The sequence below is a fragment of the Desulfofundulus thermosubterraneus DSM 16057 genome (assembly GCF_900142025.1).
In the GTDB taxonomy this organism is placed as follows: Bacteria; Bacillota; Desulfotomaculia; order Desulfotomaculales; family Desulfovirgulaceae; genus Desulfofundulus; species Desulfofundulus thermosubterraneus.
In genome coordinates this window covers 1-17,882 of record NZ_FQZM01000018.1, presented here as the reverse complement: position 1 = coordinate 17,882, position 17,882 = coordinate 1, and the positions used below count along the sequence as shown (strand labels likewise).

The following is a 17,882-nucleotide window of genomic DNA, read 5'->3' as shown; positions in this document are numbered from 1 at the left end:
ATCTCCTTTGCTCTCACTGGGTTTTGCCCTTTGCCCTGGCAATGATTTCTTCGTACATGACGGTGTATTCGGGAGCTTCCCCCCTGTACAACTCACCAATGATTATTTTATCCTGCAGTTCCTCTGGGCTCATTTTTTCCGCCTGTTTCACCGTTACCGCATGTTCCTTCTGCCAGAGAAGCATTTGCAGCCCATTGCCCATTTTGTTGCGCCGCCCGTAACCCACCGGACAGGCGGTGATGGCCTCAATGACGCTGAAGCCCTTGTTTTTGGCTCCGGCCATAATCAATTTTTCCAGCATGGTGGCGTGATAGGTGGTGGCCCGGGCCACATATGTGGCGCCGGCACCTTTAGCCAGTTCGGCAATATCAAAGCTTCGCTCTATATTCCCGTAGGGGGCGGTAGTTGCCCTTTTGCCGGGAGGAGTGAGGGGTGAATATTGCCCCCCGGTCATACCATAGATGCTGTTGTTAAAAATGATGGCCGTGAGGTCTATATTGCGCCTGGCAGCGTGTATAAAGTGATTGCCGCCGATGGCCGTAGCGTCGCCGTCTCCCATCAAGACAAAGACATCCAGTTCAGGCCTGGCCAGTTTGATACCGGTGGCAAAAGCCAGCGCGCGACCGTGGGTGGTATGCAGGGTGTTGAAATCCAGGTAACCCGCCGCCCGGGAGGAGCAGCCGATGCCGGAAACCACCACGGTTTTGTCCGGGTCGCACCCCAGCTCCTCAATGGCCCTGACCAGCGCCGATAGAACTATGCCGTTGCCGCAACCGGGACACCAGATATGGGGAAACCTGTCAGACCGCAGGTGGGATTCAACCTGACTGAGCATCTGTTGTCACCTCCTTGATGGCGGACAGGATTTCGTCGAAGGTGATCAGTTCCCCGTTCAGCCGGTTAACCCCCGTCACCCTCACCCGGCCCTGCACCGCCCGTTCCACTTCTCCCTTGAGCTGACCCAGGTTCATTTCGACCACGATGATGTGCCGCACCCGGCCAGCTAGTTCCGCCACCTCTTTTTCCGGGAAGGGCCAGATGGTTACCGGCCGGAACAGCCCCGCTTTGATACCCGCCGCCCGGGCATCCTTGACCGCCCGTTTAGCCGATCTGGCCACCGCACCATAGGCGACCACAACTACTTCCGCATCCTCCAGTTGATAACCCTCTACGGTAACCACGTCATCCAGATGATCGTAAATTTTCCGGTGCAGCCTCAGAATTAAGCTTTCAGCAACCTGAGGGTCGGTGGTGGGATTGCCTTTTTCATCGTGCACCAGCCCCGTTACGTGGTATCGGTAACCATCTCCGAAGTTGGCCATGGGCGGTACACCATCATCGTCGGGGCGGTAGGGGTAATAATCTTTCGGCTCCACCGCCGGCTTTTTACGCTCAATTACCTCCACTTCCCCGGCCCGGGGCAGTACCACACGTTCCCGCATGTGACCGATCACTTCGTCCATGAGCAGGATCACCGGCACCCGGTACTTTTCCGACAGGTTGACTGCCCGAATGGCCAGCATGTATGCCTCCCGCACCGAGGCAGGGCAGAGGACGATAACCGGGTGATCGCCGTGGGTTCCCCACCTGGCCTGCATTACATCCCCCTGGGCCGGGGCGGTGGGAATACCCGTACTGGGACCCCACCGCTGCACATTGACAATCACGCAAGGAATTTCAGCCATAGCCGCATAGCCGATGTTCTCCTGCTTCAGCGAAAAGCCCGGCCCGCTGGTGGCCGTAAGGGCCTTCACCCCGGCCAGGGAAGCACCGATTACCGCGGCCATACTGGCGATCTCGTCTTCCATTTGGATGAACTTACCGCCCAGCCCGGGCAGGCGTTCGGCCATCAGCTCGGCAATCTCCGTGGAGGGGGTAATGGGGTAACCGGCAAAAAAACGCACCCCTGCCGCCAGGGCTCCTTCCACCACAGCCTCGTTGCCCTGCATCAGGCGGGCCATTTCCACCACATCGCTCATTGTTTCTTCACCTCTATGCCGATGGCAAAGTCCGGACAGTGGATTTCACACCGGCCGCAACCAACGCAGCGGTCGGGATTCACCACCGCAACCTTGCCCGAACCATTCAGGGAGAGCACTTCCTTGGGGCAAAGGGCGACACAAATCCCGCACCCCTTGCACCATCCTTCCCGCACCACTATATGCACAGCCTTTGGAGCGGCTAAAGCATTAGCCATTGCCATCACCTCGCGCGGTTTGGAACCTTTACTAGATTATACACGCAAGAGTTGTGCCAGACCCTATGTAATTGCTGGCGCTCGGGGGAATAAGCGGCAGGACCTTGAAACCATCCCGGCTGCAGAAAAAATAAAGCAGGAAGAAAGCACTTCCTGCGACGGCATTTTTCCGTATTCCATCTCAAAGCGAAACGGGAAGCTATCTCATTCTGCGACGCCGGGGTAAACTTTGGCAGCGTTACCGCCAAATCAGGCACTTCCGGCATTTATCTCAAATTGAGAAGATCAGGCCTCTTTCCCCGTCAGGGCACCCACGGGACAGACTCTGGTACATTCGCCGCAACCGTTACAGCCCGACTGGCCAAGGGGAACATCTCCAAAGGTGGCTATTCTACGCTCGAATCCTCTTCCAGCAAAACCCAGCACTCCGGTGCCTTTTTCCCGGCAGACCCACACACACCGCCCGCAGAGGACACACTTGCCGGGGTCGTAGCGCACTACCGGGCTGGAGTCGTCCACCTGCAGATTCCGTTCCAGCTTTCTCAGCCGCTTCACCCGTAAGGGGAAGCGGCGTTCCCGGGCAATCCGCTGCAATTCGCAGGAGCGGTTGCGGGGGCAGCTGGCGCAGTCCAGGTGGTGATTGGACAAAAGGAGCTCAAAGGCCGTGTGTACCAGGCGATCCACCCGCGGGCTGCGGGTGGACACCACCATGCCTTCGACCACGGGCTCGGTACAGGCGGTCACCGGACGCGGGTAACCCCGGATCTCCACAAAGCACAACCGGCAGGCGGCAGCAGGGTGTTTTACTCCGGGAATGGCGCAGAGGTTGGGAATGTAGATGCCGTTTTCCAGGGCTGCCCAGAGCAGTTTTTCCCCTTCCCGCGCCTGCACGGTCCGGCCATCTATGGTTAAGGTGACTGTTTTCATACCTTACGCCCCCCTTTCGGCCACCAGTTCCGGCGGCGAGAGCTTGATGACCGCTTTATACTGGGGCGGGCATGCCTCCAGGCAGCTGGCGCACTTAACACATTTCTGCTGATCAATAACTTTAATCCGGTCCTCGTTGGGGTAAATGGCCTCCACCGGGCAGCTGCCCACGCAGGCATCACAGGAGCGCTCGCATTTTTCCGGCAGGATGTAGTAGGCAATCAGTTCCCGGCACATCAGCGCCGGGCAACGGCGTTCCTTGATGTGGGCCTCGTATTCGTCCCGGAAATAGCGGATGGTACTTAAAACGGGATTAGGTGCCGTCTTGCCCAGCCCGCACAGCGACCCGGCCTTCACGTCTTCAGCCAGTTCCAAAAGAAGCTCTATATCCCCAGGTTTGCCCTGACCCTTTGTAATTGCCTCCAGGATTTCCAGCATCTGCTTGGTTCCCAGATGGCACATGGTGCACTTGCCACAGGATTCCTTCTGGGTGAAATCCAGGAAAAACCGGGCTATTTCCACCATGCAATCGTCCTCATCCAGGATGACCATTCCGCCGGAACCCATCATGGCCCCGGCCTGGCTCAAAGAATCGAAATCTATGGGCATATCCAGGGCCGTTTCAGGCAGGCACCCTCCCGACGGCCCACCAATCTGCACGGCCTTAAAGGCTTTGCCCCTGGGAATGCCGCTGCCCACATCGTAAACCAGTTCTCTTAAGGTTGTGCCCATGGGCACCTCGGCCAGACCGGTATTGATCACTTTCCCGGCCAGGGCAAAGACAGCCGTACCGGGGCTGCCGGCAGTACCGGTCTCCCTGAACCATTGGGCGCCCCGCTCAATAATATGGGGCACGTAGGCCAATGTCTTTACATTATTAATTACCGTGGGCTTGCCCCAAAGCCCGGCAGTGGCCGGAAATGGCGGCCGGTGGCGGGGCAGGCCCGGTTCCCCTTCCATGGAGGCAATCAGGGCCGTTTCCTCGCCGCAAACAAAGGCCCCCGAACCCTGAAAAACATCCACGTCAAAGCTAAAACCGCTGCCCAGGATATTGATCCCTAAAAGGCCGGCCTGGCGCGCCTGTTCGATGGCCTTTTTCACCCTTTCCACGGCCAGGGGATACTCGGCGCGGATATAGAAATAGCCCTGGCGGGCTCCCACCGCGTAGGCGGCAATGGCCAGCCCCTCCAGCACCTCGTGGGGGTTTGACTCCAGGATGGCCCGGTCCATAAAGGCCCCCGGGTCCCCTTCGTCAGCGTTGCAAATGACATACTTTTTTTCCCCCGGCGCCAAACGGCAGGTTTCCCACTTGCGCCCGGTGGGGAAACCGGCTCCCCCCCTCCCCCGCAGGCCGGAAGCCTTTATTTCTTCAAGTACCCATTCAGGTTCCCGGGTCAGGGCTCCGGCCAGGGCGGCATACCCGCCCAGGGCAATGTAGTGTTCGATTTTAGCCGGGTCAATGAGGCCACACCTATCCAAAATAATGGGTTTTTCAATCATTCCCCGGGGAAAGTCGGTGAGGGCTGGAACCATATCGTTGGTCTCTAGCGCAGCCAGGGCAAATTCCAGGCAGGGGTCGTCACCCCCTAAAAAATCCTGCACCAGCCGAGCGGCAATGCCCTCGGTAACGTAGCCGTAGCTGATGGGTGGGAAACCGGGCTTGTAAACGGTTACCAGGGGTTCCGCATAGCAATGGCCCATGCAGCCCACTTCCAGGACCTGGGCGTCAAGGCCGTGTTTTTCAAGCTCTTCTTTAATTATCTTTAAAATCTCCAGGGCCCCGGCTGCGCGGCCGCAGGTGGCCGTGCCCACCAAAATCAAGGGCCGGTCCCGCAGGCTCTGCCAGGCAGTCCTGGATTTCTGTTGCAATTTTGCAAAAGTTTCTGCCACTATACTACTGCTCTTCAACTGCTTCCCCTTCTTTCTGCTGGCCTTTTAAGATTTTTACGCCAAAGGAAAAGAGCAATCCGTCCACCCGGGTGGGGGTTACCTTGCCATGCACCTCTTCATCGATCACCGTTACCGGTGCCATGGTGCAGCATCCTACGCAGGCCACCCTTTCCAGGCTGAATTCCCGGTCCGGCGTAACCTGGTTAACGTCGATGCCCAGCCGTCTCTTCCAGCAGTCCAGGATGATATTGCCCCCCTTCATGTGGCAGGCTGTACCCATGCATACCTTGATCTGGTGTTTCCCTGGGGGAATGAGGCGAAACTGGTTGTAAAAGGTAGCCACGCTGTAAACGTCCACGGCCGGGATGCCCAGGTGCCGCGCCACTTCCTCCATGGCCACCAGGGGCACATAGCCCAGCTTTTCCTGTACCTGCTGCAAAATAGGAATGAGATTACCCCGTTCACGGGAATAATTTTCCAGGATGTTCCCGGTTTGTTCTAAGGCAACCCTTTTTTCTTCTTCCGTTAAATGCATGGACATCTCTCCTGATTGGCTTATTGAAAAACCGGTCAGTTGCCCGGTTGTCGTGGAAACCTCTCCATAATCATAACGCTAAACATATTAACGGTCAATAATCTTAAAATTATTTTAAGAAAATATTCTGCACTTACTTTAATTAGCAAAAACTAGCGGTACCTGCCCCGGTAGAGGTCTACAGGATACTTCCTGGCATTACCCTCCATTTTTTTCTTTACCGCCCGGGCCAGGTCAATGCCTGCGGTGTTAGCCATGGCCAGGCAGTAAATCAACACATCGGCCAGTTCCTCTTCCACCCGCTCTAAAAGCTCAGGTTCCAGTGCCCGCCCGTCGGACCACTGGAAAAGTTCCATAAGTTCGGCGGCCTCAATGGACACAGACATAGCCAGATTTTTGGGCGTATGAAACTGCGCCCAGTCCCTCTCTTCCACAAAGGCAGCTACCATATTTTTCAAATCCTGCAGCGTGGTTCGGACATCTTCGGACATCCGGGAACACCCCCGTCAACAAACTGCTCTTCTGGTCTCAGGCACCACCAGGTAAGAACCCCGGCGCGCGAAAACATGCCGGATCCAATTTCGACACCTTTTCAGGGGCTACATCAAAAAAATTGTCTTAAAAGCAGGAATGTGTCCTTTCAGGTCGAATTAAAAAACAAAGGGCTACTTTTTAAGTAACCCTTTCCAGCTAATTAATTATTTCGCTTTTCCAGATATCTTTCCAGCTTGCGCTTGACTCGCTGCAAGGCATTGTCGATGGATTTGACGTGGCGCTTTAAATCCTCGGCGATTTCCTGGTAGGACTTACCCTCCAGGTAGGACATCAGCACCTTCCATTCCAGGGAGCTCAGGATCTCGCCCATTTTTTCTTCAATATCATAAAATTCCTCCCGGCTGATGATTAACTCCTCCGGGTCGGCAATCCTGGCGCCGGAGATGACATCCAGAAGGGTGCGGTCGGAATCTTCATCGTAAATGGGCTTGTTCAAGGAAACATAAGAGTTCAAGGGGATGTGTTTTTGCCGGGTGGCCGTTTTGATAGCCGTAATGATCTGCCTGGTAATACAAAGTTCTGCAAAGGCCCGGAAGGACGAAAGCTTGTCTAACCGGAAGTCGCGAATGGCCTTGTAAAGACCGATCATCCCTTCCTGAATGATGTCCTCCCGATCAGCCCCAATGAGGAAGTAGGAACGTGCTTTCGCCCGGACAAAGTTTTTGTATTTATTAATCAAATACTCCAGGGCCGCGTCATCACCTTCGCGGGCGTATTCCACCACTTCCTCATCGTCCATCATGTGATAACAGCTCGCACATTCCCTCTGGACGCTCAGACTCACAATATCCCCCCCGCTTTGTGTGTCCGGCTTTCCCACTTAAAACACTTAAACCAAAAGAAAAAGAAAAGCCTTTTCCGTCGTCAGTCAGAAGTCCGGGGTGATATAGATCCCGACTTTTTTCTTTGAACGGATCAAGGCATTTTCCCGTACCTCTTTCTTTAATTTTGCCTAACTAATTATATCTCAGCCCCGGTAACCCGTCAAGAAAAATTAGGACTTGCTTTCGTTCCACAATCATCCTGGCTATTCTTTTTTTCTTCGCCAGCGTTCAAAAATCAGGCGAATCTCGTCCACCAGGCGGTTTTCTAAATAAGCATCCGCCGGCCGCCCGCTGTCAAAATGCTTTTTTCCTTCCTCCTGCGTGTGCTGTACTTTTTTCCACAGCTCCCTGGGCGTAATCCGGTAGGCACCCCGCCCCAGAATCATCCTCTGTTCGGCCCAGTCGTAGGTAGCCACATACACCGTTCCCCGCCGGGACAGCTCCCCAACCAGTTTCTCGATGACTGCATCGGCAGTTTCTCCCTCGGGGGTATAAATCACCTGCACCCCGTTGACGGTTTCCGACCGGTCCCCGGTGTGCTTCACCTGGTGGGCATCAAAGACCACCACCACGTGATCCCCGGTGAATGCGGCATAATTAACTAAAATATCCACCAGCCGGGTGCGTGCATGCTCCAAACTTGATTCGGAAAGCTGTTCCAGTTCCGGCCAGGCATGAATGATGTTATAGCCGTCAACGATCAGGTACTCGTCCATGGACCCGTCTCCTCTGCCTGACCACCTCGTAAGCCAGCAGGGCTGCCGCCACCGAGGCATTGAGGGAGCCAACCCGCCCGGCCATGGGCAGTCTGACCAACTGATCGCACTTTTCCCGCACCAATCTCCCCAGGCCTTTGTCTTCCCCACCAATGACCAGGGCAAGGGGGCCGTCCAAAGGCACATCCCAGTATATGTCCGGAGCCGTCCCGCAGGCCCCTACCACCCAGAGCCCACGCTGCTGGAGGTAGGTAATGGTCTGGGCTAGATTGGGCACCCGGGCCACCCGGACATACTCCACCGCCCCGCAGGAAGCCTTGACCACCGCCGGGGTAAGGGCTGCCGAACGGTGCCGGGTAATAACCACACCGTGGACCCCGGCGGCATCGGCCGTACGCAAAATGGCCCCCAGGTTGTGGGGATCGGTAATTTCGTTAAGCAGGATTATAAAGGGATCTTCAGGGAGCGCGGCAGCAAGGATGTCATCCACGGAAACGTATTCTTTGGCCGCCGCCACGGCTACAACTCCCTGGTGCGGGGCATCCTTAACCAGCCCGTTCAGGTGGGACCGGTCCACGTACTGGACGGGTATTCCCCGTTCCCGGGCCAGATTGAGGATTTCCTGCAGGGCACCGCTGCCGGTTCCTTTAGCCACCAGGAGCTTGTTAATGGATCGGTTGGCCACAAGGGCTTCTTTTACCGAGTGGCGGCCGGCAATGATATTTTCATAAGCCGCCTTTTCAGCCATCCTTTTCCACCACCTGACGGGCCAGGGCAAGAATTTCTCCCAAGCGCTCGCTTTGCCCCGATAGGTACAGATAACCGACAAGACTTTCCAGCGCCGTACTGTAGCGGTAGCTGATCACATCGGAGCCCCGGGGTGGGTGGCCGCTCCGGGCATTGCGACCCCGCCGGGCAACGGCAGCCTCCACTTCGGTAAGTTCATCTTTTAGGGCATGCATCACCCGGGCCTGTGTATCGGCCCGTACATATTTTATGGTTTCCTGATGCAGTTGATTCACGCAAACGATCCCCCGGGCCACCAGATATTGACGGATGGCCAGTTCATACACGGCGTCTCCAATATAGGCCAGCACCAGGGCCGGCAATTGTTCCGGGTTGGGGATGATCTCCCCTGGTATAATGGACATGGTCAAGGCAAACGGTCCCCTTATCCCTGTCTTTTCCAGCGCACACCGCCGGGCGTGTCTTCCAGAATAATGCCCAGTTCCTTCAGGCGATCCCGGATACGGTCGGCAGTGGCCCAGTCCTTTTTCGCCCTGGCCTGCTGCCGCACTTCCAGCAACAAATCGATCAGGGCTTCCTCAAGGCCACCGCCTTTTGTAGGCCGTCCCTCGATGAGTATGCGCCCGGTCCTTTCATCAACCCGGAAAAGGCCCAGCACTTCGTTAAAAGAGCGGAAAAGGTCCATAGCCTTTTCCAGTGCTGCACGGCAGGGAGAGCCGGCGGCGTTATGCAGGTAAGCATTGACTTCCCGGGCCAGTTCAAAGCAAATGCCCACCGCCAGGGCGGTATTAAAATCGTCATCCATGGCGGCCACAAAATCCTGGTGGTTTTTTTCCAAAGCGGCCATGAATTCCTCATCTCCGGGATTCATTTGCTCCCGGGACGGCTGGTCCAGGGCCTCGGTTAACAGGCGAATGCTGTTTTTAAAACGTTCCAGTCCCCGCCCGGCAGCAGCCATCTTTTCGTCGTCGAAGTCAAGCGGGCTGCGGTAATGGGTGGACAGGAGGAAAAAGCGCACTACCTCCGGGGGGAACTTATCCAGAATTTCCCTTACCAGAAAGAAGTTGCCCAGGGATTTGGACATTTTTTCCTGGTTGACGGTAATGAAACCGTTATGCATCCAGTAGCGTACAAATGGCCGGCCCGTGGCCGCCTCGGCCTGGGCAATTTCATTTTCATGGTGGGGGAAAACCAGGTCAAAGCCTCCACCGTGAATGTCGAAGTTATTCCCCAGGTATTTTAAGGCCATGGCCGAGCACTCGATGTGCCAGCCGGGACGCCCTTTACCCCAGGGGCTGTCCCAGGCCGGTTCGCCGGGTTTGGCCGCCTTCCATAGGGCGAAATCCATGGGGTGTTTTTTGCGGGGATCCACCTCCACCCGGGCTCCCGCCTGCATTTCCTCCAGGGTACGCCCGGACAGCTTGCCGTATTCGGGAAAGGCGCCGATATCAAAGTAAACATCCCCATCCACCACATAGGCAGCCTTCTTTTCGATAAGGGTACTGATGAGATCGATAATTTCCGGGAGGTGTTCGGAAACCTTCGGATGTACATCAGCCGGCCGCACATTCAAAGCCCCTGCGTCCCGGTAGTATTCGTCAATATATTTGCGGGCCAGGGCCAGAGCATCGACACCTTCTTCCCGGGCCCGGTTGATGATCTTGTCGTCGATGTCTGTAAAATTCTGAACATACTTCACCCGGTAGCCCCGGTACTGGAAATACCGCCGCACGGTGTCAAAAAAGACCAGGGGGCGGGCGTTACCCAGGTGGATGAAGTTGTAGGTGGTCGGCCCGCAGACATACATATCCACCCGCCCCGGATGCCGGGGAATAAACTTTTCCTTACGCCTGGTTAAAGTATTGTATATTTCCATGGGACAATCGCTCCTCTAAATCCACGTTATGAGATACTGTCGCATTACTAACTACCCAGGGCGGCGGTCGTCCCCCGTCGCTCCGTGCTACGGGCCGAACGCAAAAGAAGTTCCCCGAAAAATACATGTGTTGCTCCGCAGCGGCAACTGAAATAGTTTGCTCTATTGAAGCCCACCGATGCCGCTGCCATACTTGCCTCGGAGCGAACCTGGCAGCGCTGCATATGCGCCGGAAGTCTCTTCTCCTCATGGATAGTTACAGCATAAGTAGCTCAATCATTCTATCGATACTGTTACCAGCGCGATTCGCGCTGCCGGTTCGCTAACCTCGGCAGCGCCGTATTTCGTATCCGGCCCTCTAGCCCAGCACTCACAGGTTTAGCACTCCTTCGGAGTAACGTGATACACACATGTTCAACGGCTATTCTAAAAGAAAGAGGTGTTTCAGTGAGTGCTGGGTCGCTCCTTAAGGGACGACCGCCGCCCGTTTCGTTTCTGGTTTTGCGACAGTACCTATGTAGCAGCCTGTACGCCGGTCCCGGGCTCACAGCGCTTCGTTTCAGGACCGGCGTACCGCCCCCTCACTCGTTTGGCCGGGAAAATGCGCCCTGCACCAAGGCGTCACAGGACTTTAAGGGTTCGGCCGGCTTGCTGTCCGCCAGCTTTTTCTCCAGTTCCAGGACCCGTTTTTCCAGGCGCTCAATGTTATGCATCAGGCAGTTAATTACTTCCGCCACCGGGTCGGGCAGCAAGTCGTGACGCAGGTCAATATCCGGCGCGCTGGCCGAACCCACCCGCTTGCCGTCCTGGATGACTACCTTGCCGGGCACCCCCACCACGGTGCTGTTTGGAGGTACAGGCTTGAGCACCACCGACCCGGCGCCGATCTTGGAGTTGTCCCCGACGGTAAAGGAGCCGAGAATTTTGGCACCGGCGCTGATGACCACATTGTTGCCTATGGTGGGGTGACGCTTGCCCTTTTCCTTCCCCGTTCCCCCCAGGGTTACTCCCTGGTAGATGGTTACGTTGTCGCCAATTTCCGCCGTTTCCCCGATGACCACCCCGGCTCCGTGGTCAATGAACAGCCCCTGGCCGATCTTGGCCCCGGGGTGGATTTCAATCTGGGTGAGAAAACGGGAGATATGGGAAATCAACCGGGCGATGGTGAAGAGCCGCTTCCGGTAAAAGAAATGGGCTATCCGGTGCATGATAATGGCATGCAGGCCGGGATAGCAGAGCAGCACTTCCAGAAGACTTTTAGCCGCCGGATCCCGTTCAAATACCGCCTGTATGTCGCGCTTGAGCTGCTTGAACATAACCCACCCTCCAAGTGGCAAACCGGAGCATGGATATAATTAACCTGCCCGGGCCAGGCGGGACAGCACCTTTTCCTTGCCCAAAAGGGCGATGACCTGGTAAAGTTCCGGACCGTGAATCCGGCCGGTAAGGGCCACCCGGATGGGCAGGTAAACTTTCCGGGCGCCCAAACCCAGTTCCTTGGGCAGCTTTTTCAACATGCTCCGGGCAGTTTCTTCATTCAATCCATCTGTAGCCTTGATTTTCTCCGCCAGAGCAGCCAGCACGCGGGGAACCTGCTCCCCGGCCAGCACCGAGCGGGCCTCCTCATCTTCCGGCTCTACTTCCGGCGCAAAGAAAATATCCACGTGCTGGTTAATCTCGGACAGGTTGGTCAGGTAATCCCGTACGGCCGCCACCAGTTGTTTCAACCATTGATACTGCTCCGGGGTTACTTCTCCGGAAATATATCCGGCCTTTTGCAAAAAGGGTATGGCCAGATCGGTAACCCGCTCCAGGGGGCTTTGACGAATGTAGTGGCCGTTCAACCAGTTAAGCTTGTCCAGGTCAAAAACTGCCGGATTTTTGGCCACCCGCTCGAGGGAAAACTGCCGTTTTAACTCTTCCAAAGTAAAGATTTCCTCTTCCCCGCCGGGAGACCAGCCTAAAAGGGCCAGGAAGTTGACCAGGGCCTCGGGAAGGTAGCCCATCTCCCGGTACTGCTCGATGGAGGTGGCTCCGTGCCGCTTGCTCATCTTGGTGCGATCCTGGCCCAGAATCAGCGAAACGTGGGCAAATTGCGGCACCGGCCATCCGAAGGCCCGGTAAAGGAGAATCTGCCGCGGCGTATTGGACAGGTGCTCCTCCGCCCGGATGACGTGGGTAATGCCCATGGTATGGTCATCCACCACCACGGCAAAGTTGTAGGTGGGGATGCCGTCAGACTTAACGATAATAAAGTCGCCGATGCCGTCAGCATCAAAGGATACTTCCCCGCGGACCAAGTCCTGCACGATAATGTTTTCCCCGGAGGGGACCGCAAAGCGCAATACCGGCCGGCGCCCCTCGGCTTCCAAACGGCGCCGGTCCTCCTCACATAGGTGACGACATCGGCCGGTATAGCGGGGCATCTCGCCCCGGGCCAAAAGGGCTTCCCGCTCGGCAGCCAGTTCCTCTTCGGTGCAGTAACAGTGGTAGGCCCACCCGGTTTCTAAAAGCTGCCGGGCATAACGCTGGTAAATGGTAAGCCTCTCCGTCTGCCGGTAAGGGCCGTGGGGACCGCCCACTTCGATCCCCTCGTCCCAATCGAGGCCCAGCCAGCGCAATGCTTCCAGGATGTTTTTCTCGGATTCCCGGGAAGAGCGCTCCAGATCCGTATCTTCGATGCGCATAATAAAAGTGCCGCCCTGGTTGCGGGCAAACAGCCAGTTAAACAAAGCCGAACGAGCCCCCCCGATGTGCAACGGGCCGGTGGGGCTGGGGGCAAATCTTACTCTGACGCCGGACAAAAAAGGTCCTCCTCTGCAATTTAAAATTACAAGGCTTTAAAGCACATTATTCGACCCATATTATATCACCGGCCCGGTAGAGAGGCAACTTTTGAATGGAGTCAGGGCCTTGCCGGACCGTTCGCGCGGGGTTAGAATAATGACGTAGAAAAAGCGCTTTTCCCCGGTGCTCGAACACCCGGAAGCGAGATTCATGCCCGGCACGGCCGCCTTCATGGCCGTGACAGGGAAAAAGGACGGTAATGGGAAATGATCGCAGGTCTTACCGGCGGCATTGCCACGGGCAAAAGCACGGTAGCCAGGTTGTTTCAAGAACTGGGGGCCCACGTCATCGATTTTGACATCCTGGCCCACGAGGTAATGCGCCCGGGGTTGAAGGCCTGGGAGGAAATCGTCAAGTTTTTCGGGGTGGAAATTTTAAACCCCGATCAAACCATCAACCGTAAAAAGCTGGGCCGCCTGGTTTTCAACGAACCGGAAAAGCTGGCGCGGTTGAACCGGATCGTTCACCCGGCAGTTTTTAAAGAGGACCAAAAAATTACGGCAGAAATTTTAGCCAGGGATCCCGGGGCGGTGATTATTAAAGAAATTCCCCTGTTGATTGAAGCGGGGGCCGGGCACCTGGTAGAGAAGATCATTGTGGTCTACGCTTCCCCCGAGGTGCAGCTTCAAAGGCTTCTGGCCCGGGGTCTTGACCGGGATGAGGCCCTCAAAAGAATTAACGCCCAGGCTCCCCTGAGCGAAAAAATGAAGTGGGCCGATTTCGTGATTTACAACGACGGCAACCTGGAAGAAACCAGAAGGCAGGTGGAAGAAGTTTATCAGCAACTGGTAAGTTGCGCGTCCGTCGAGGGTCAATAATTACACCTGCCTATTTTACGCCGGCGCATAAACAGCCTGGTTCGGCAATTTTTTCAATTACCCCGGCGGCCAATTCGGCAACAGTCAGTTGACGTATCTCCCCGCTTCCGTAAACGGGTACGGTACTGGTATCCTGCAACAAATACCCGTATTGACCGCTATCCAGTTTCTCGCCCATCATACCGAGAAAACGTAGCGTATATCCCCTCACCACCGGATCGGGATCGTCCACGTAGGGGACCAGCATGGGTATGTATCTCCTCACCAGGTCCGGGCTGACCCGGGCAATTTGTCCTGCCGCCCACATTACTCCGCGGCGCAGCATCTCCTCCTCCACGTGAAAGAGGATGATGGAAGCATAATCCCCATATAGATCCGGCCGGCGGGCAACAATTTCCCCCATGGCTTCCACGGAGGCCCAGCCAATGCCCCCGGACTCCTCGTTAATGGCCCAGAGCAGGTTGCGCAAAATCAACCTCACCGCCTGGGGGTCTTCTTCGGCCAGGCGCCCGGCCACCACACCCATGGCCTCGATGGCCCGCCAGCAGAGGAGCGTACCGGGCTCGTACAGGAGCCTTCTCAAGTACCTGATCTTGGTCCTGTCCCCGGCCACCATTTCGGCGATTTCATCATACTTCCGCTCCTTTAACAGGGTTATCACGAGGTCTTTAGTATTCAACATAGAATCCACCCCTTCGCCGGGTATAAAAGCCATGCCGGTTGCCCCCGGAAGAATTCCGTCCCTGCGCGGTTAATCCAGGGTTCCCGTGGGGAATGGATTCTTCCGTACGACCTCAAGAAGAGACAACGGCGGCCACGGCGTAAGCCGCTATCCCCTCACCGGTACCGGTAAATCCCAGCCCCTCGGTGGTTGTAGCCTTGACGTTAATGCGGCCGGCATCAATATTGAGCGAGCGGGCAATGTTAAATTCCATGCTGGGAATGTATGCGGCCAGCTGGGGTGCCTGGGCCACCACCACGGCATCAATGTTGTTCACGGCAAAACCCTTCTCGGCCAGCAGGCGGCCCACCCGTTCCAACAGCAGAAGGCTGGAAATGCCGGCATACTGGGGATCGCGGTCGGGGAAATGGCGCCCGATGTCCCCCTGCCCGGCTGCACCCAGCAGGGCATCCATAACGGCATGGACCAGCACGTCGGCATCGGAGTGGCCCTCCAGCCCCTGGTCAAAGGGCACGTTTACCCCCCCCAGGATCAGGGGGCGACCGGCAACCAGCCGGTGCACATCATAACCCAAACCCACCCGCAACGGTGCAAAAGGCATGGAAATCCCCCCTTCAATTCCGAGCAGCGCCTCTGCCACGGCTAAGTCCTCGGGGGTGGTGATCTTGATGTTCCGGTAGGAACCGGGCACCAGCTTCACCCGGTGGCCCAGGGCCTCCACCAGGGAAGCGTCGTCGGTGGCCGAAATTTTTTCCGCCTCCGCCCTCTGGTGGGCTTCCCGGAGCAGGGAACACCTGAAGCCCTGGGGGGTTTGGGTCAGCCACAGGGACTCCCGGGGGAGGGTGCGCACCACAAAGCCATCGGTACCGGCTTCTTTTACCGTATCTTTAACAGGCACGGCCAGGGTGGCCGCCCCCCAGCGGGCGGCCTCGGAGGCCACCGCCACCAGCTCTTCCACCCCCACCAGCGGCCGGGCGCCGTCGTGGACGAGCACTATTTCCGCTTCCGCCGGCAGGGCCTCCAGCCCCTTGCGTACAGAATCCTGCCGCCGCTCGCCGCCGGGCACCACCGCCAGCAGCTTGCGGCAGCCCCATTCCCGGCGGGCCAGCCGGGTCACGCGGTCTACCTCCCCTTTGGCCATTACCAGGACATAGCCCTTGACCGGTACGGCCTCTTCAAAAACCCCCAGGCTCCGGGCCAGTACCGGCAAACCGGAAAGGGGCAGGAACTGTTTGTTTACCCCCCCGCCCATCCGTTCGGAACGTCCGGCAGCCACCACAACGGCAAAAACATTATCCAAGGGCGTTCACTCCGTTATACCGCACATTCCCGGCCTCCTGGCGCTGTTCCTGCCGGGGGCGGGCAAAGATCATCCGTCCGGCTGCGGTTTGCAAAACGCTGGTCACCAGCACGCTGATGGTTTGCCCCATATATTTTTTGCCCCCGTCCACCACGATCATGGTGCCGTCATCCAGGTAGCCCACACCCTGGCCGGCCTCCTTGCCGTCCCGCACCACCTGCACGGTCATCTCTTCTCCAGGCAAAACCACCGGCTTGATGGCGTTGGCCAGTTCATTTATGTTGAGCACCTTCACGCCGTGAAGCTCGGCCACCTTGTTCAGATTAAAATCGTTGGTCATTATTTTGGCCCCCAACTTCTGGGCCAGTTTCACCAGCTTGGAATCAACCTCGGCCACATCATCCAGGCCCCGCACGTTGTCGATAATCTGCACCTTCACCGGGGAATTCTTGCGCATCTGGTTTAAGATATCCAGACCCCGGCGGCCGCGGTTGCGCTTCAACACGTCCGGGGAATCGGCGATATGCCGCAGTTCCTCCAGCACAAAGGCGGGGACCAGAAGGGTGCCTTCGATGAAGCCGCTCTCAACCAAATCCGCGATGCGGCCGTCTATGATCACGCTGGTGTCCAGCAGCTTGTAATTGGACTGGCGGTTTTCCGCCCGGGAAACCTTTTCCTTGCCGAAGCGGGGAAAATTGCTAAACAGACCCAGCAATTCTTCCCGCTTTTTTACAGCCACACTCATGCCCAGATAACCCAAAAGCAGCGTACCCAGGATCCAGATTAACCTGCCCAAAGGTCCCAGAACGAAAAGAATTGAACCTAATAAATTAGCAATTATGAGTCCAATAATCAAGCCCACAGAACCCATGACCAAGTCCTGGGTCGGTGTCCTGGAAAGGCGCTGTTCCAGGAAAGAAGTCAAGCGCAGCGCCCCGCGGATAATCGGAGAAGTCAGCACTAATCCCAGAACCAGCCCCACCAGGGTACTCAGGGCCAGGATGCCAAACTTCAGTTGGGGTAAACCAGCCGGAAGGGAAAAAAGACCCTTGTCCAGGATGAGCAAACCCACATAAAAGCCGGATGCCGAAAAGAGGGCGATCAGCAGAAAAAAAATAATGCGCCTGAGCAATCTCTTCACCTCCCTTTCTCTTTTGCTGTTTATTATTAGCACTACTGACACTTATATTATAGTCCCATGGGACAGCCACTTCAACTAAAAAATGGAGAATCTTACCTGTAAAAAAGAAAACACGCCAGTAATCACTGACGTGTATCAGGCGAAAGCGCTGTCCACCAGGGACTGGGCCTTTTCTTCCTCCAGTTCGGTAGCCAGAGCCAGCTCACTGATTAGTATTTGACGCGCATTTTCAAGCATTTTTCTTTCCCCGGAAGAAAGGCCTTTTTCCTTCTCCCGTTTGGCCAGGTTGCGCACCACTTCGGCTACCTCATATATATCACCGCTGCGCATTTTTTCCAGGTTAGCCCGGTAGCGCCGGTTCCAGTTGGAGGACATGGCGGTACTCTTTCCCTTGAGAATATTGATTACCTTGGGAACGCTTGCCCGGTCTATAACCTCCCGCAGGCCAACCTCCCGGCAGTTGGCGATGGGAATCATTACTTTCATATCACCCACGGGTAAGCGCAAAATATAATACTGCTTCTTCTCTCCCAGGACTTCCTTTTCCTCAATGGCTTCGATGATCCCTGCCCCGTGCATGGGGTACACGACTTTATCACCAACTTTAAACAACGCCGGACCCCCTTAAACTAAAACTTTGCACTGCCATAATTATAACACGGGGCCTGGCTTTTGTCAAGAAACTATAATTTTAGCATAGCTGCCATACGGTGTCAACAGCAATTTTGGCAGCTGTCACCGGACTATGATATTGTCACCCTGTAAGCGGACTGAGAAAATGTCACTATGGGAGGAGAAATCTTTTTGAGTGCTAAAGAGTCGCGCAG

The 17,882-nt window shown here is 56.3% G+C and carries 19 protein-coding genes; 1 reads left to right on the top strand and 18 read right to left on the bottom strand.

Annotated features, from left to right (window positions below; all coding sequences use genetic code 11):
- Window positions 1-13: 13 nt before the first annotated feature.
- From BUA65_RS07960 to gltX, 14 genes are all read right to left on the bottom strand, one after another.
- Window positions 14-835 (bottom strand): 2-oxoacid:ferredoxin oxidoreductase subunit beta, encoded by an 822-nt coding sequence (locus tag BUA65_RS07960; RefSeq protein ID WP_072868700.1) that lies wholly within the window; start codon window positions 833-835, stop codon window positions 14-16.
- Window positions 819-1,979: a 2-oxoacid:acceptor oxidoreductase subunit alpha gene (locus BUA65_RS07955; RefSeq protein ID WP_072868699.1), complete on the bottom strand. Its 1,161-nt coding sequence runs from the start codon at window positions 1,977-1,979 to the stop codon at window positions 819-821. Before BUA65_RS07955 ends, BUA65_RS07960 begins: the two co-directional genes overlap by 17 nt.
- Window positions 1,976-2,197, bottom strand: a complete 222-nt coding sequence (locus tag BUA65_RS07950; RefSeq protein WP_072868697.1) for a 4Fe-4S binding protein — start codon at window positions 2,195-2,197, stop codon at window positions 1,976-1,978. The genes BUA65_RS07955 and BUA65_RS07950 overlap by 4 nt, the downstream gene beginning before the upstream one ends.
- 285 nt (window positions 2,198-2,482) lie before the next feature.
- A complete protein-coding gene (locus BUA65_RS07945; RefSeq protein ID WP_072868695.1) occupies window positions 2,483-3,124 on the bottom strand; it encodes a 2Fe-2S iron-sulfur cluster-binding protein in 642 nt (213 codons plus the stop codon).
- A gap of 3 nt (window positions 3,125-3,127) precedes the next feature.
- Entirely contained in the window at window positions 3,128-5,032 is a 1,905-nt protein-coding gene (locus BUA65_RS07940) for an NADH-quinone oxidoreductase subunit NuoF (protein ID WP_084062166.1), read from the bottom strand.
- Window positions 5,019-5,549, bottom strand: a complete 531-nt coding sequence (nuoE, locus tag BUA65_RS07935) for an NADH-quinone oxidoreductase subunit NuoE (protein ID WP_072868693.1) — start codon at window positions 5,547-5,549, stop codon at window positions 5,019-5,021. The genes BUA65_RS07940 and nuoE overlap by 14 nt, the downstream gene beginning before the upstream one ends.
- Before the next feature lie 152 nt (window positions 5,550-5,701).
- Window positions 5,702-6,040, bottom strand: a complete 339-nt coding sequence (locus tag BUA65_RS07930) for a nucleotide pyrophosphohydrolase (protein WP_072868692.1) — start codon at window positions 6,038-6,040, stop codon at window positions 5,702-5,704.
- Window positions 6,041-6,243: 203 nt separating this feature from the next.
- Window positions 6,244-6,888 (bottom strand): RNA polymerase sporulation sigma factor SigH, encoded by a 645-nt coding sequence (gene sigH, locus BUA65_RS07925; protein WP_072868690.1) that lies wholly within the window; start codon window positions 6,886-6,888, stop codon window positions 6,244-6,246.
- A 243-nt stretch (window positions 6,889-7,131) separates the two neighbouring features.
- Window positions 7,132-7,644: an NYN domain-containing protein gene (locus BUA65_RS07920; protein WP_072868818.1), complete on the bottom strand. Its 513-nt coding sequence runs from the start codon at window positions 7,642-7,644 to the stop codon at window positions 7,132-7,134.
- Entirely contained in the window at window positions 7,622-8,392 is a 771-nt protein-coding gene (rlmB, locus tag BUA65_RS07915; RefSeq protein ID WP_072868688.1) for a 23S rRNA (guanosine(2251)-2'-O)-methyltransferase RlmB, read from the bottom strand. Before rlmB ends, BUA65_RS07920 begins: the two co-directional genes overlap by 23 nt.
- A complete protein-coding gene (locus BUA65_RS07910; RefSeq protein ID WP_072868816.1) occupies window positions 8,385-8,795 on the bottom strand; it encodes a Mini-ribonuclease 3 in 411 nt (136 codons plus the stop codon). The genes rlmB and BUA65_RS07910 overlap by 8 nt, the downstream gene beginning before the upstream one ends.
- A gap of 20 nt (window positions 8,796-8,815) precedes the next feature.
- Window positions 8,816-10,267: a cysteine--tRNA ligase gene (gene cysS, locus BUA65_RS07905; protein WP_072868686.1), complete on the bottom strand. Its 1,452-nt coding sequence runs from the start codon at window positions 10,265-10,267 to the stop codon at window positions 8,816-8,818.
- A gap of 581 nt (window positions 10,268-10,848) precedes the next feature.
- Window positions 10,849-11,583 (bottom strand): serine O-acetyltransferase, encoded by a 735-nt coding sequence (gene cysE / locus BUA65_RS07900; RefSeq protein WP_072868685.1) that lies wholly within the window; start codon window positions 11,581-11,583, stop codon window positions 10,849-10,851.
- A 39-nt stretch (window positions 11,584-11,622) separates the two neighbouring features.
- A complete protein-coding gene (gltX, locus tag BUA65_RS07895; protein WP_072868683.1) occupies window positions 11,623-13,071 on the bottom strand; it encodes a glutamate--tRNA ligase in 1,449 nt (482 codons plus the stop codon).
- Between the two features lie 249 nt (window positions 13,072-13,320).
- Between gltX and coaE the strand changes: the two genes are divergently transcribed.
- On the top strand, window positions 13,321-13,932 hold the full coding sequence (coaE, locus tag BUA65_RS07890) for a dephospho-CoA kinase (protein ID WP_072868681.1): 612 nt from the start codon (window positions 13,321-13,323) through the stop codon (window positions 13,930-13,932).
- 10 nt (window positions 13,933-13,942) lie between these two features.
- On the opposite strand, the gene BUA65_RS07885 is transcribed toward coaE, so the two are convergent.
- From BUA65_RS07885 to BUA65_RS07870, 4 genes are all read right to left on the bottom strand, one after another.
- Window positions 13,943-14,647: a DVU0298 family protein gene (locus BUA65_RS07885; protein ID WP_084062164.1), complete on the bottom strand. Its 705-nt coding sequence runs from the start codon at window positions 14,645-14,647 to the stop codon at window positions 13,943-13,945.
- Between the two features lie 79 nt (window positions 14,648-14,726).
- Window positions 14,727-15,914, bottom strand: coding sequence for a bifunctional 2-C-methyl-D-erythritol 4-phosphate cytidylyltransferase/2-C-methyl-D-erythritol 2,4-cyclodiphosphate synthase (locus BUA65_RS07880; protein WP_072868680.1), 1,188 nt, complete (start codon window positions 15,912-15,914; stop codon window positions 14,727-14,729).
- Window positions 15,907-17,046 carry a PIN/TRAM domain-containing protein gene (locus BUA65_RS07875; RefSeq protein ID WP_072868678.1) on the bottom strand — a complete coding sequence of 380 codons (1,140 nt, stop codon included), beginning with the start codon at window positions 17,044-17,046 and terminating at the stop codon, window positions 15,907-15,909. The genes BUA65_RS07880 and BUA65_RS07875 overlap by 8 nt, the downstream gene beginning before the upstream one ends.
- Before the next feature lie 144 nt (window positions 17,047-17,190).
- Window positions 17,191-17,667, bottom strand: coding sequence for a CarD family transcriptional regulator (locus tag BUA65_RS07870; protein WP_013824152.1), 477 nt, complete (start codon window positions 17,665-17,667; stop codon window positions 17,191-17,193).
- Window positions 17,668-17,882: the final 215 nt, after the last annotated feature.

What these genes read in the sequence shown, in the direction of transcription:
- BUA65_RS07960 (WP_072868700.1), bottom strand. Translation starts at nt 835, where the DNA reads ATGCTCAGTCAGGTTGAATCCCACCTGCGGTCTGACAGGTTTCCCCAT.
- BUA65_RS07955 (WP_072868699.1), bottom strand. Translation starts at nt 1,979, where the DNA reads ATGAGCGATGTGGTGGAAATGGCCCGCCTGATGCAGGGCAACGAGGCT.
- BUA65_RS07950 (WP_072868697.1), bottom strand. Translation starts at nt 2,197, where the DNA reads ATGGCTAATGCTTTAGCCGCTCCAAAGGCTGTGCATATAGTGGTGCGG.
- BUA65_RS07945 (WP_072868695.1), bottom strand. Translation starts at nt 3,124, where the DNA reads ATGAAAACAGTCACCTTAACCATAGATGGCCGGACCGTGCAGGCGCGG.
- nuoE (WP_072868693.1), bottom strand. Translation starts at nt 5,549, where the DNA reads ATGCATTTAACGGAAGAAGAAAAAAGGGTTGCCTTAGAACAAACCGGG.
- BUA65_RS07930 (WP_072868692.1), bottom strand. Translation starts at nt 6,040, where the DNA reads ATGTCCGAAGATGTCCGAACCACGCTGCAGGATTTGAAAAATATGGTA.
- BUA65_RS07920 (WP_072868818.1), bottom strand. Translation starts at nt 7,644, where the DNA reads ATGGACGAGTACCTGATCGTTGACGGCTATAACATCATTCATGCCTGG.
- rlmB (WP_072868688.1), bottom strand. Translation starts at nt 8,392, where the DNA reads ATGGCTGAAAAGGCGGCTTATGAAAATATCATTGCCGGCCGCCACTCG.
- BUA65_RS07910 (WP_072868816.1), bottom strand. Translation starts at nt 8,795, where the DNA reads ATGTCCATTATACCAGGGGAGATCATCCCCAACCCGGAACAATTGCCG.
- cysS (WP_072868686.1), bottom strand. Translation starts at nt 10,267, where the DNA reads ATGGAAATATACAATACTTTAACCAGGCGTAAGGAAAAGTTTATTCCC.
- cysE (WP_072868685.1), bottom strand. Translation starts at nt 11,583, where the DNA reads ATGTTCAAGCAGCTCAAGCGCGACATACAGGCGGTATTTGAACGGGAT.
- coaE (WP_072868681.1), top strand. Translation starts at nt 13,321, where the DNA reads ATGATCGCAGGTCTTACCGGCGGCATTGCCACGGGCAAAAGCACGGTA.
- BUA65_RS07885 (WP_084062164.1), bottom strand. Translation starts at nt 14,647, where the DNA reads ATGGCTTTTATACCCGGCGAAGGGGTGGATTCTATGTTGAATACTAAA.